This window comes from Amycolatopsis sp. 2-15, from assembly GCF_030285625.1.
Lineage (GTDB): Bacteria > Actinomycetota > Actinomycetes > Mycobacteriales > Pseudonocardiaceae > Amycolatopsis > Amycolatopsis carbonis.
The window spans coordinates 10,006,616-10,019,000 of sequence record NZ_CP127294.1 but is presented as its reverse complement, the minus strand read 5'-3'; the positions used below and the strand labels follow the sequence as shown (position 1 = coordinate 10,019,000).

Annotated in this window: 14 protein-coding genes; 10 read left to right on the top strand and 4 right to left on the bottom strand. The window is 69.4% G+C overall.

The window, feature by feature from the left end; all coding sequences use genetic code 11:
• Positions 1-320: 320 nt before the first annotated feature.
• From QRX50_RS49170 to QRX50_RS49145, 6 genes are all read left to right on the top strand, one after another.
• Positions 321-647, top strand: a complete 327-nt coding sequence (locus QRX50_RS49170) for a 2Fe-2S iron-sulfur cluster-binding protein (RefSeq protein ID WP_285969900.1) — start codon at positions 321-323, stop codon at positions 645-647.
• A 94-nt stretch (positions 648-741) separates the two neighbouring features.
• Positions 742-2,025, top strand: a complete 1,284-nt coding sequence (locus QRX50_RS49165) for an aromatic ring-hydroxylating dioxygenase subunit alpha (protein WP_285969899.1) — start codon at positions 742-744, stop codon at positions 2,023-2,025.
• 19 nt (positions 2,026-2,044) lie between these two features.
• Positions 2,045-2,521, top strand: coding sequence for a hypothetical protein (locus tag QRX50_RS49160; RefSeq protein WP_285969898.1), 477 nt, complete (start codon positions 2,045-2,047; stop codon positions 2,519-2,521).
• Positions 2,518-3,360, top strand: coding sequence for a 3-methyl-2-oxobutanoate hydroxymethyltransferase (locus tag QRX50_RS49155; RefSeq protein WP_285969897.1), 843 nt, complete (start codon positions 2,518-2,520; stop codon positions 3,358-3,360). Before QRX50_RS49160 ends, QRX50_RS49155 begins: the two co-directional genes overlap by 4 nt.
• A 12-nt stretch (positions 3,361-3,372) precedes the next feature.
• Positions 3,373-4,227 (top strand): alpha/beta fold hydrolase, encoded by an 855-nt coding sequence (locus tag QRX50_RS49150; protein ID WP_285969896.1) that lies wholly within the window; start codon positions 3,373-3,375, stop codon positions 4,225-4,227.
• Positions 4,224-4,805 carry a 2,3-bisphosphoglycerate-dependent phosphoglycerate mutase gene (locus QRX50_RS49145; RefSeq protein WP_285969895.1) on the top strand — a complete coding sequence of 194 codons (582 nt, stop codon included), beginning with the start codon at positions 4,224-4,226 and terminating at the stop codon, positions 4,803-4,805. Before QRX50_RS49150 ends, QRX50_RS49145 begins: the two co-directional genes overlap by 4 nt.
• On the opposite strand, the gene QRX50_RS49140 is transcribed toward QRX50_RS49145, so the two are convergent.
• Positions 4,786-5,226: an RpiB/LacA/LacB family sugar-phosphate isomerase gene (locus tag QRX50_RS49140; protein WP_285969894.1), complete on the bottom strand. Its 441-nt coding sequence runs from the start codon at positions 5,224-5,226 to the stop codon at positions 4,786-4,788. The genes QRX50_RS49145 and QRX50_RS49140 overlap by 20 nt on opposite strands.
• Before the next feature lie 4 nt (positions 5,227-5,230).
• Complete coding sequence (locus tag QRX50_RS49135) at positions 5,231-6,172, bottom strand: ABC transporter substrate-binding protein (protein WP_285969893.1); 942 nt, start codon at positions 6,170-6,172, stop codon at positions 5,231-5,233.
• Positions 6,173-6,251: 79 nt separating this feature from the next.
• On the opposite strand from QRX50_RS49135, the gene QRX50_RS49130 reads away from it, so the two are divergent.
• Genes QRX50_RS49130 through QRX50_RS49115 form a run of 4 tightly spaced genes read left to right on the top strand, consistent with a single transcriptional unit; the run spans position 6,252 to position 10,090 of the window.
• Positions 6,252-7,397, top strand: a complete 1,146-nt coding sequence (locus QRX50_RS49130) for a zinc-dependent alcohol dehydrogenase (protein WP_285967858.1) — start codon at positions 6,252-6,254, stop codon at positions 7,395-7,397.
• Positions 7,394-8,104, top strand: a complete 711-nt coding sequence (locus QRX50_RS49125; RefSeq protein WP_285967857.1) for a 4-carboxy-4-hydroxy-2-oxoadipate aldolase/oxaloacetate decarboxylase — start codon at positions 7,394-7,396, stop codon at positions 8,102-8,104. Before QRX50_RS49130 ends, QRX50_RS49125 begins: the two co-directional genes overlap by 4 nt.
• Positions 8,101-9,099 (top strand): amidohydrolase family protein, encoded by a 999-nt coding sequence (locus QRX50_RS49120; RefSeq protein WP_285969892.1) that lies wholly within the window; start codon positions 8,101-8,103, stop codon positions 9,097-9,099. The genes QRX50_RS49125 and QRX50_RS49120 overlap by 4 nt, the downstream gene beginning before the upstream one ends.
• Before the next feature lie 4 nt (positions 9,100-9,103).
• Positions 9,104-10,090 carry a substrate-binding domain-containing protein gene (locus tag QRX50_RS49115; protein WP_285967855.1) on the top strand — a complete coding sequence of 329 codons (987 nt, stop codon included), beginning with the start codon at positions 9,104-9,106 and terminating at the stop codon, positions 10,088-10,090.
• Positions 10,091-10,151: 61 nt separating this feature from the next.
• Here the strand turns inward: QRX50_RS49115 and QRX50_RS49110 are convergent, their stop codons facing one another.
• Positions 10,152-11,408 (bottom strand): NAD(P)/FAD-dependent oxidoreductase, encoded by a 1,257-nt coding sequence (locus QRX50_RS49110; protein ID WP_285969891.1) that lies wholly within the window; start codon positions 11,406-11,408, stop codon positions 10,152-10,154.
• Positions 11,409-11,486: 78 nt separating this feature from the next.
• Positions 11,487-12,152, bottom strand: coding sequence for a FadR/GntR family transcriptional regulator (locus tag QRX50_RS49105; RefSeq protein WP_285969890.1), 666 nt, complete (start codon positions 12,150-12,152; stop codon positions 11,487-11,489).
• Positions 12,153-12,385: the final 233 nt, after the last annotated feature.

Sequence of the window (12,385 nt, the reverse complement as noted above, 5' to 3'; positions counted from 1 at the left end):
CGTGTGGGCACTTCGCTTGACAACCTCGACGACTGGGACCGCGTCGCTGAAGCCGGCCTCCGAATAACCAGCGCTCGCATCGTCGTGCCCAAATTCGACTACCGCCCCACCATTCTCCGCACCACCATCCCACCCGGCGATTACACCGCCCGCGGTCTACGCCAACGGATTCCGCACCATCTTTGACGACGGCCGCTTCGTCAACGACCGCTACCGCCTCATCCTCTGGCCCAGCGACATCCAATCCCGCCTCGCTGCTTGCGTAGCGACAACAAGCTGGTATATTGGTAAGTCCATTAGCCGGAATCGAGGGACGCCGCATGCCGAAGATCGTGTACGTGGACAGTGGCGGCGAGGAGCGGGTCGTCGACGCATCCGCTGGGGAGAGTGTCATGAGCGCGGCCGTGCGCGCGGGCGTTCCCGGGATCATCGGCGAGTGCGGGGGCTGCCTCTCGTGTGGCACTTGCCACGTGCGGGTGCGCGAAGAGTACGTGGATCAGGTTGGTGAGGTCGGTGACATGGAGGACGACCTCCTTGATCTCGCGGTCGGCGATCGGCAGGTCAACAGCCGCCTGTCTTGTCAGATTCAGATGACCTCGGAGCTGGACGGGCTGATCGTCGACGTGCCCGACGAGCAAGTCGTCTGACCTTGACTGCAGGATAGCCCATTGCCAGTGGCTCAATGGTCTGATATTCAATCCTATGACGGCTTCGCGATCGCCGGCGTGAAAGGACTTCAGCGTGCTCCGAACAGAGATCAACGAACTGCTGACGCAGACCGGGCCGGGGACCAAGATGGGCGCTCTGTTCCGGCGCTTCTGGCAGCCTGTTCTGCTGGCCGAGGAGCTGCCCGCCGACGATTGCCCGCCGGTGCGGGTCAAGATCCTGTCGGAGCGGCTGATCGCCTTCCGCGATTCGGAGGGCCGGTACGGTCTGATGGACGAGTTCTGCGCGCACCGCGGTGTCTCGCTGTGGTTCGGCCGCAACGAGGCCGGCGGCCTGCGCTGCCCGTACCACGGCTGGAAGTACGACTACACCGGTCAGGCGATCGAGGTCCCGAGCGAGCCCGAGACCAGCAACTTCTGCGCCAACGTCAAGCTGAAGTCCTACCCGCTGGTCAAGCGCGGCGACGTGCTGTGGGCCTACTTCGGTGACCCCGAGGCGCAGCCGCCGCTGCCGGAGTGGGAGTTCGTGACCGTTCCGGAGGGGCAGGCGTTCACGTCGAAGCGCTTTCAGGAGTGCAACTGGCTGCAGGCGCTCGAAGGCGGCATCGACTCCAGCCACGTCACCTTCCTGCATTCGGGCAGCCTCGACAGCGACCCGCTGTTCAAGGGTTCGAGGGGCAACGCCTACAACCGCGCGGACCTGAAGCCGTTCTTCGAGGTCGTCGACTACGAGGGCGGCTTGCTCATCGGCGCTCGCCGCAGCGCGGAGGAGGGGCACTACTACTGGCGGGTGACGCCGTGGGTGCTGCCGAACTTCACCATGGTCCCGCCGCGTGCCGACCACCCGATGCACGGCCACTTCTGGGTGCCGATCGACGACGAGAACTGCTGGGCCTGGAGCTTCGACTATCACCCGACCCGCCAGCTCGACAGCGAAGAGGTCGCGGCCATGCGGGCCGGCCTGGGCGTGCACAGCGCGAACGACGAGAACTACCGGCCGCTCGCGAACAAGGACAACGACTACCTCATGGACCGCGACGCGCAGCGGCGCGGCGAGACCTACTCCGGCATCAAGGGCATCGCGCTGCAGGACTCGTCGCTGCAGGAGTCGATGGGGCCGATCGTCGACCGGACCAAGGAGCGTCTCGTTGCCACCGACGCGGGCATCATCAAGGCGCGCCAGAAGCTCCGCAAGGCGGCGCTCGCGCTGGCCGAGGACGGGGTCGAGCCGGCGGGCAACCGGGCCCGGCACCAGAAGGTGCGCTCGGTCGCGGTCGTGCTGCCGGCCGACCAGTCCTTTGTGGACGGGATCGGTGAGGCGATGGTCGCCAAGCCGGGCGTGCGGCAGACCACGGTCTGAGACGGCGAGGAACGCGGTGTTGTCACGTGGTTTGGTCAGCAGTTGTGCCCGCGCGGCGACGGCCGAGGAAGCGGCTTTCCGGATCGATTACCCGTTGTCAGCCGCCCGCAACACGCGGGTGGTGGCGCTCGACGACGCGGCGAAGGACATCGTCGAGCGAACCGCCGCCGAGGAGTGGGCGCAGGCGCGGTTCTACTCGGTTTCCGGCGCCGGTGACGAGCTGGTCACCATGACCGGCGACCGGGTGGCGCTCACCGAAGAGCTGCGTGACAGCAACACGGTCGTGCTGGTCTCGACCACCGGCGAGAACGCGGAGGCGGCGGCCACCATCGGTGCGGCCTGCACGGTGCGCGGGATCATGACGGCCGGCCTGGTCGTGACCTCGGACGGGGTTGCGAACGAGGCGCTGTTCTCGCTGCGCCCGCACGCCCGGATCCTCTTGGTGCCCGCCGAGGAGGACGACCTGTTGGAACTGCTGAAAGCGACGCGCGCATGAGCCCCGAGAGTGATCCGGCCGGCAAGGTCACCATCCCGGCTCTGCAGGCGATGAAGACGCGCGGCGAGAAGAGCGTCTGTATCGTCGCCTGGGACTACCAGATGGCGCGCATCGCCGACCGGGTCGGCGTGGACATCGTCTCGGTCGGCGACACCGTCGGGGTCAACCTCTGGGGGCAGCCGCATCCGCTCGAGATCACCTTCGACGAGGTGCTCGTGGTCGCGAAGGCGGCTCGGCGGGGAGTCCGGCGAGCGCTGCTCAGCTGCGACTTCCCGTTCGGCCCGCTGCAGCAGGGCGCCGCCAGTGCGGTCGACGCGGCGATCAGGCTGGTCAAGGAGGCGGGCGTCGACCTGGTGAAGCTCGACGGGGCCGCGGACTTCCCGGACGCGGTCGAGGCAGTCACCAGGGCGGGCATTCCGGTCTTCGCGCAGTTCGGGATCACGCCGCAGACGGCCTTGAAGTACGGCATCGAGTACTCGGCGGCCAGCGTCGCCCAGGTGCCCGACGGGATGCTGGACGAGCTGGTGGCGGAGGCCAAGCTGCTCGAGTCGGCGGGAGCCGTCGCGCTCAACTTCACCAACTCCGGCCCGGTGGTGGGGCCGGCGGTGGTGGACGCGGTGTCGATCCCGGTGCTCGGCGGGTTCGGGGGCGGTCCGTGGCTCGACGGGCGGATCCGCATGGCGACCGCGGCCATCGGCTACAACGCGGCCAACGTGGACAAGGACGTCGACACCTACGCCAACGTCGCGCGGATCGCGTTCGACGCGCTGACCGACTGCGCCGCGGACATCCGCGGGGGCAGGCAGATCCGTGGTGGCATCAAGGTGCCGCAGAGCTGAGGAGAAGTTCGCATGCCCGTGGTCGTGCTGGACGGGATCGCTACGCGTTACGAGACCGTCGGTGACGGGCCGCCGCTGCTGATGTTCAGCCCGGGCGGCTTCGATTCCGGTTTGGACAATTGGACGAGTTTCGGGCGCTACCGCGAGCTCGGTTTCCTCGACGCGTTCGCGCCGGAGTACACCTGCGTCGTTTTCGACCGGCGCGAATCGGGGCGCTCGGGTGGCCGGATCGAGCGGCTGGAGTGGCCCGTCTACGTGTGCCAGGCGCTCGCGCTGCTCGACCACCTCGGGATCGACGCGGCGCACACCATGGGCGGCTGCGTCGGGTGCTCGACGGCGGCGGCGCTCGCCGTCGCGGCACCGGAGCGGGTGCGCAGCATGGTGTTGTTCTCGCCGGCCGGCGGGCCTCGCTACCGGATGGCGCAGCACCGCCGGTTCGTGCAGCACCTCGCCTTCGCCGCCGAACACGGACTCCCGGCGGTCGTCGGCCTGGCCCGCTCGACGAGCGCCGGCTTCAGCGCCGACCCGCGGGTGGGTCCGTGGGCCGCGGCCCTGCGCAGCGACGAGACCTTCGCGAAGGCCTACGCGGCCTTCGACCCGGCTCGCTACGACCTGCTCGCGACGGGTTCCGTGCGCGGCCTCTTCGACCGCGACACCGTCCCGGGCGTGGAGCCCGAGGACCTGATGACCTGCGACGTGCCCGCGCTGATCGTGCCGGGGCAGGACGCGTCGCACGCGCCGTCGGCCGCGCGCTACCTCCAGGAATGCCTGCCGGTGCACGAGTACTGGGACGTGCCCGTCGCCGAGCAGACGGCCGGGACCGCGCCGGCGCGGGTCCTCGAGTTCCTGCGCGGGCACGACCGGTGACTCAGCTCGTCCTGCTGCGCCACGGTGAGAGCACCGCCAACGCGGAGGACCTGTTCGCCGGGCATCTCGACGTCCCGCTGACTCCGGCCGGCGTCGGCGAAGCGCGAGCCGTCGCGGACGAGCTGGCCGGCTGGGTCCCGGACGTCGTGCACTCCTCGCCGCTGGTCCGCGCCGCCGACACCGCCGCGATCGTCGCGGGCGTGCTCGCGCCCACCACGGAGGTCGAGCACCGGCCGGCGCTCGTCGAGCGGCATTACGGTGTGCTGCAAGGGATCGGGCGGGCCGACGCCCGGGCGCGGTTCGGTGCGGAAGCGGTCGCCCGCTGGCGGCGGGCGCCGGACGGGGTGCCGCCGGGCGGCGAAAGCCTGGAGATGCTGCACGAGCGGCTGCGACCGTATTGGCTCGAAGAACTGTTGCCGTTGCTGGAATCGGGCCGCTCGGTGCTCGTGGTCGCGCACGGCAACTCCCTGCGCATGCTGCTGGCCCACGTGAGCGGGCTGGACCTCCGGGAGGCGATCGGTGCCGAGGTGCCGACCGCCGTCCCGTTCCGGCCGGCGGTCAGGCTTCCAGCGCGCTGATCTGGTCGATGCGGTCCTGGTGCCGCCCGCCCTTGAACGGCGTCGAAAGCCACAGCGCGAGCAGCTGTTCGGCTTCGTCGTCCGTGATGACCTTCGTGCCGATCACGAGCACGTTGGCGTTGTTGTTGCCGCGCGAGATCTCCACCATGAACGGGGTGTGCCCGAGTCCCGCGCGGATGCCGCGGATCTTGTTGCAGGCGATGACCTCACCCTGGCCGCTGCCGCCGAGCACGAGGCCGGCGTCCGCGCGACCGTCGGAGACCCGTCGGCTCACGTCGGCGCACAGCGGCGGGTAGTCGACGGTGTCGGTCGCGCTGTGCGAGCCGCGGTCGTCCACTTCGTGACCGTGGGCGGTGAGCCAGGTCGTGAGGCGCTGCTTGAGGTTCACGCCGTGGTGGTCGGCGGCGATCGCGATCCGCATGGCCTCAGCCCACCAGTTCGCGGGTTGTGGGCGCGAACATCGAGTCGACGTCCACCGGTTTCGTCAGGATGTGTTGTGCCGCCGCCTGTTCGGCGAGCAGCTCGAGGATCGCGCGGTTGGGTTCGATGCCGTAGGGGAGCGGGTCGGTGGTGCCGGTCTCGGCCATGACCCGGGCGTACATCCGGTCGTCGGCGGTCTCGACGACCCCGGTGCGCAACTGCTCGACGTAGCGGCGCTTCGACTCGGCGAACGCGTCGAACACGGCCTTCGCGACGCCTGGGTGCGCGTCGAGCACCTCGTCCTTGACGACGACCAGGTGGTTGATCGGGTAGAAGCCGCGTTCGCGCAGCGCCGCGAACCCGGCTTCGACCGGATCGGCGATCAGGGGCACGACGTCGGGTGAGTCGACGCCTGCGTTCACCACGGCGTCGACCTCACCGGCCAGCAGCATGTCCCCGAGTTGCTTGCCCGGCCCGGCCGGCTCGACGTTCGCGGGCGGGCGGTAGGACTCCACGTGCTCGTCACCGCTGAGGACCCAGGTCACCGAGTCGAGATCGAGGCCGTGTTCGAGCGCCATGATCGCGCGCGCCCAGACGCCGGTGGTGACCGTGTAGCCACGGTTCACGCCGACCCGCTTCCCGGCCAGCTGCCCAGGCTCGGTGATGCCGGAGTCCTTCCGTACGAGGATCGCGCCGTGGTGGAACCCGCGGACCAGGAAGACGGGGAGCGCGGTGAAGCGCACGCCGTGCTCGCGCGCGGTGAGGTAGGTCGTGAGCGCCATCTCGCAGACGTCGTAGGCGAGCTCGCGGACCATCCGCCGGAACCCGTTGACGAGGACCGGTTCTTCCTTGAACGCCAAGGGAAAACCCGCGGGGACAACCGCGCCGTCGGTCAGTGCGCGGTTGTTGCCCTGGGTACGCGTCACGGTCAGCAGGTGCTCGGCCATGCGGCTCCTCGCTTCGTCATGGTGGACTACCTCGCCGATGGTATATTGGGCTGTCCATTCTGCCAAAGAGGGAGATTCGATGGTCCAGACTGTGCAGGCGGCCGTCCGCGTCGCGCCGGGCACGACGGAGATGCAGGAGTTCGAACTTCCGTCGATCGACGACGACTCCGCTCTGCTGCAGGTGGAGGTCGCGGGGATCTGCGGGACGGACGTGAAGATGTACGCCGATCCGCCCGCGGTGATCCAGGGCCGGGTGATCATGGGCCACGAGAACGTCGGTGTCATCGCGCAGGCCGGGCCGCGGTTCAAGCGACGCCACGGGCTCGCCGAGGGCGATCGGGTTTTCGTCGAGCACTACGTCGGCTGCTTCAACTGCGAGTGGTGCCGGCTCGGCGAGTACCGGCACTGCGAGGCGACGGACTGGCGGACCAACCCCGACGGCCGGCGGTTCGGCTACACCTCCGCGGAAAACCCGGGCACGCTGTGGGGCGGGTTCTCCGAATACATGTACCTGCCGTGGAACTCCGTGCTGCACAAGATCCCCGACACGGTCACGCCCGAGCTCGCCGGCATGGTCATGCCGCTGTCCAACGGCATCGAGTGGGCGCTGCTCACCGCCGGGGTCGGATACGCCGACACCGTGCTGATCCAGGGTCCGGGCCAGCAGGGCCTGGCGCAGCTGGTCGCGGCCAAGACCGCGGGTGCCGCCAAGATCCTGGTTTCCGGGACCACGCGCGACAAGCACCGCTTCGACCTCGCGAAGGAACTCGGTGCCGACGAGGTCATCGACGTGCTCACCGAGGACCCGCGCGAGAAGGTCATGGACCTCACCGGCGGCCGCGGCGTCGACATCGTGCTCGACTGCACTTCACGCGCCGGCACGGCGCCGGTGCTGCTCGGCGTCGACGTGCTCAAGCGCCGTGAAGGCACGCTCCTCATGCAGGGTGAGCTGGCCGCGTTCCCGGACTTCCCGGTCAAGAAGGTCACCGAGAAGGCGATCACGATCAAGTCCGCGCGCGGGCACTCGTTCCGCGCCTGTGAGCTCGCCGTGGACCAGCTCGCCTCGCGCCGTTTCCCGCTGGAGAAGCTGGCGACCCACCGTTACGGCATCGACCAGGTCGACCACGCCATCCGCGTGCTCGCCGGCGAGACCGACGAGGACGCGATCCACATTTCCCTGATGCCCTCGCTGGTCGGCCAGGCCGGTGGGGCGGTCGTGCGATGAGCGGGGTCGTCGTCACGAATCCGCCCCGGACCGGTCCGGAGACGCGCGACGGCCTGGGTCGGTTCGGGGTCGCCACTCTGCACGAGGCGCAGGGCCGCACCGGGCTGATGGCGTCGTCGCTGAACCCGATCTGCCCGGGTGCGCACGTGTCGGGCACGGCCGTGACGGTGAGCGTGGCGCCGGGCGACAACTGGATGATCCACGTGGCCGTGGAGCAGTGTCAGGCCGGCGACGTGGTGGTGGTCGCGCCGACGTCGCCGTCGGACGCGGGCTACTTCGGTGAGCTGCTGGCGACCTCGCTCAAGGCGCGGGGCGTCCGGGGCCTGGTCATCGACGCCGGCTGCCGCGACATCGCCGAGCTGCGCGCGCTGCCGTTCCCCGTGTGGTCCCGGGCCGTGTCGGCCGAGGGCACGGTCAAGGAAACCCTCGGCTCGGTGAACACGCCGGTCGTCTGCGGCGGCCGGCTGGTCGAGCCGGGTGACGTGATCGTCGCCGACGACGACGGGGTGGTCGTCGTGCGCCGGGCCGACGCGGACGAGGTCCTCGCGGCCGCCACGGCGCGGGAGGACAAGGAAGCGCGCCTGCGGGCCCGCTACGCCGAGGGCGAGCTCGGCCTGGACGTCAACTCGATGCGCGAGCGACTCGCGCGCAAAGGCCTGCGGTACGTGGAGCATGACGAGTACCTCAGGCAGGTGCGCGCGAAGTGATCATCGACATCCACGGCCACTACACGACCGCTCCGCTGGCGTTGAAAAGGTTCCGTGACGCCCAGCTGGACGGTGAGCGGGCGGCACTGGCGCCGGTGTCCGACGACGAGCTGCGCGAAAGCGTCGAGGGTCACCAGCTCCGGGTTCTGCGGGACCGCGGTGGCGACCTGATGCTGTTCTCTCCCAAGGCATCCGGCATGGAGCACCACGTGCCCGACGCCTGCGTGGCGAACGCCTGGGCCCGCGCGTCCAACGACCTCGTGCACCGCGTCGCGGAGCTGTACCCCGAGCACTTCGCCCCGGTCGCGCAGCTTCCGCAGACCCCGGAGGGCAACCTCGGCGGCGTCACGGCCGAGATCCGCCGCACCGTGGAAGAACTCGGTTTCGTGGGTGTCAATCTCAACCCGGACCCGTCCGGCACCTGGGCGGGCAAACCGCTGACCGACGAGTCGTGGTTCCCGGTGTACGAGGTCCTGGCCGAGCTCGACGTGCCGGCCATGGTGCACGTCTCGACGGCGTGCAACCCGAACCACCACACCCTCGGCGCGCACTACCTCAACGCCGACACCAGCGTGTTCATGCAGCTGCTGCAGTCGAAGCTGTTCGACCGCTTTCCCGGTCTGCGACTGGTGATCCCCCACGGTGGGGGAGCGGTGCCCTACCACTGGGGCCGCTACCGGGGCCTGGCGATACGCAACGGCTGGCCCGACCCGGCCGAGCTGCTGCGCAACGTCTTCTTCGACACCTGCGTGTACCACCAGCCCGGGGTCGATCTCCTGCTGAAGGTGCTGCCCACGCCGAACCTGCTCTTCGCCTCGGAGATGCTCGGCGCGGTCCGCGGCGCCGACCCCGAAACCGGCATCGAATGGGATGACACGAAGCAGTACGTCGACCGCGCCGGCCTTACCGCCGAGGACTTGGCGGCCGTGTACGAAGACAACGCCCGCCGGGTCTACCCCCGGCTCGACCGGCGGCTCGCCGCCGCAGGAAGGTGATCCGATGAGCCGGCTGAACCTCACGTTCGCCTGCGGCGACTACGACCGCACGCGCGCCCTCGAGGACGGGTCGATCCGGCCCGACGGCATCGACCTGACGTACCTGCGGCTCCCGGTCGAGGAGACGTTCTTCCGCATGCTGCGCCACGGCGAGTTCGACGCGTCGGAGATGTCGCTGTCGACCTACGTCGCCTCGCTCGACCGCGACCCGGCGCCGTTCGTCGCGCTGCCGGTGTTCACGTCACGGATGTTCCGCCACGGCGGTATTTTCATCAACACCGCGGCGGGCATCGAGAAACCGGCCGACCTCGTCGGCAAGCGCATCGGCACGCCCGAGTTCCAGCTGACCGCGGGTGTCTGGATCCGCGGCATCCTCGCCGACGCGTACGACGTTCCGCTCGACTCGGTCACCTACCTCACCGGTGGCCAGGAAACTCCCGGGCGGATCGAAAAGGGTGCGGTCTCGACGCGCTTCGACGTCCAGCCGATCCCAGCGGACCGGACGTTGTCGGACCTGCTGGCCACCGGCGAGATCGACGCGCTGCAGAGCCCGCGGATCCCGAGCTCGTACGTCGCGGGCGACGGTCGCGTCGCCCGGCTCTTCCCCGACACCGTCGCGGCGGAGAAGGAGTACTACGCGGAGACCGGGATCTTCCCGATCATGCACGTGGTAGCCCTGCGGCGCGAGGTCTACGAGCGGCACCCGTGGGTCGCGCAGTCACTGACAAAAGCGTTCACGGCGGCCAAGAAGGAGGCGTACGCCCGGATCTACGACGCCTCGGCGCTGCGGTTCATGGAGCCGTGGCTCAACCAGCACCTGGAGGACGCGCGGAGCCTGCTCGGCCCCGACTACTGGTCCTACGGGCTGAACGCCAACCGGCACGTGCTCGACGTGTTCCTCCGCTACCACCACGAGCAGGGTCTCTCGGCTCGCCTGCGCACGGCGGAAGAACTGTTCGCACCCGAGTCGACGGAGTCCTTCGTCATCTGACCGCGGACCTCGGCGAGCTCGCCGGCGGGCAACCGTTCCCCGCCGGCGAGCTCGCCCGGCCTCAGGCCGCGCGGAGGAGTTCCTTCAGCGCCACCTCGGTGTCGGCCGCGACGTGGGGCGGGACGGTGCGGCCGGCCTCGAGCAGCTTGCGCACCGCCATGTAGTCGCGGGGCGCGTTGACGGCGTCGATCGCGACGAGGCGCCCGCCGCGGTAGTAGAAGAGCGAGAACCGTTCACTGCCCGGATCGCCCCGCAGCACGGTCTCGTCGAACCCGCTGCTGATCCCGGCGATCTGGAGTTTCAGATCGGCCTGGTCGGACCAGAACCACGGAACGCCGGCGTCGGGCGCGTCCTTGCCGAGCAGCGTGGCCGCGGCGGTTTTCGCCTGCGCGATGGCGTTCGGGACGGATTCGAGCCGGATCGCGCCGTGGTCGGGGTGCGCGACGATCGTGCAGTCGCCCGCAGCGACCACACTGGGCGTGCTGGTGCGGCTGGACTCGTCGACCACGATCCCGCCGGCACAGGCGAGCCCGAGCTTCTCTGCCAGCTCGGTGTGGGGGACCAGGCCGATCCCGACGACCACGACGTCGGCGGGAATGGTGCGGCCGTCGGAGAGCCCGACACCGGTCACCCGGTCGCGGCCCAGGATCTCGGTCACCTCGGTCGACAGCACGACCTCGGTCCCTCGCCGCTGGTGTGCGGCCATGTAGAAGCCTGACACCTCTGGCGCGACGGCGCGGGCGAGCAGCCGGTCGGCCGCCTCGACCACGGTCACGTTCTTGCCGGCGGCGGTGGCGGCCGCGGCGGCCTCGAGCCCCACGAAACCCCCGCCGACGACCACGACATCGCGGGCCTGGTCGAGGTCGTGGCGCAAGGCCACCGCATCGTCGATATCGCGCAGGTAGTGGATTCCGGTGAGCTCGCTCCCGGGAATCCGGAGGCGGCGGGGGGTGCCTCCGGTGGCCAGCGCGAGCCGATCGAAGACCATCGTCTGGCCGGATCTGGTGGTTGCGACACCGGTTCCGCGTTCGGGATCGGTCACGGTGATGTCCTCGATCCATTCGCCGCGGACCAACTCGATTTGCTGCGCCGCGTAGAAGTCGGCGCCACGGAGAGCCAGCCTCTCCTCCGGCAGCTCCCCTTTGAGGAACGCCTTGGATAGCGGGGGCCGCTGGTAGGGCAGCCGGGCCTCGGCGCTGAGCAGCGTGATCGGTCCCGAAGCGCCCAGCTTGCGGAGCGAACCGGCGAGCTCGACGCCGGCCTGCCCGGCACCGACGACCAGGGTTCCGGCGTTGCTGGCGCCTTCCGTCACCGCCATGAACTCCTCCTTTGGTTATACCATTAAACCTTAACGGAGGGCGTCGTGGAGGGCGAGGGTGTGCGGGTGTGAGCTTGCTCAGTCCTGCTCGGCGCCGTGCGAGACTCGTTGCGCGGTTCGGGCGATGTGCTCGCTCATCACGTGCTGGGCAGCGGCGAGGTCGCGCTCACGGATGGCTTCGGCGAGTCGCCTGTGTTCGTCGGTTCCGCGCTTGCCCATGGCGGGCGCGTGCTCGCGAGCCTCCCTCAGGGACATCAGCATGGGGCCGTGGAAACTCTGGATCAACATCGCCAGTGCCGTGTTATGGGCGCACTCGGCAAGCCGGATGTGGAAGCGCGCCGAGATGTCCACCGTGTACGCGTCCTCGTCGACGGCGGCTTGCCCCTCCTCGGCGAGCTTGAACAGCGCGTCGATGTCGTCGTCGGTCGCCCGTTCGACGATCAGGGGGAGCGCGCCGAGCTCAACGATCTTGCGCGTTTCGGTCACTTCGCCGGCCGTGAGCGCGGACATTGTCAGGAGGTCGGCCAGGCCCTCGCCGACGCGGTCCGTGCTCGGCGCGGTCAGGAAGGCGCCACCGTGGGCGCCGACCCGAATCGTGACGAGTCCGCTGGCCTCCAGTATGCGGAGGGCCTCGCGAACGGTGACCCGGCTCACGCCGAACCGCTGACACAGCTCGCGCTCGCTCGGTAGCCGATCTCCTGGTGTAAGGGCGCCGTCCCGGATCAGGACCTTGACCTGGTCCACGATGACCTGCGAAACCCGCGGCGCGTTCACGCGGTTGAAGAGACCGTCTGTCGTGCTGCGTCCAGTGGCAGCCATGTCCCCACCTAAAACGTCGTCGATGCCGATAGGACACCATACCGTAACAGTTAATGGTTTAACCTTAAGCCAGATCGCCAGGTCAGAGACTGATGCTGGGCGCCCGCCGGTCCCGGCATGGCTAGAAATCCCGCGAAGGCCATTGCTTTGGACTGACA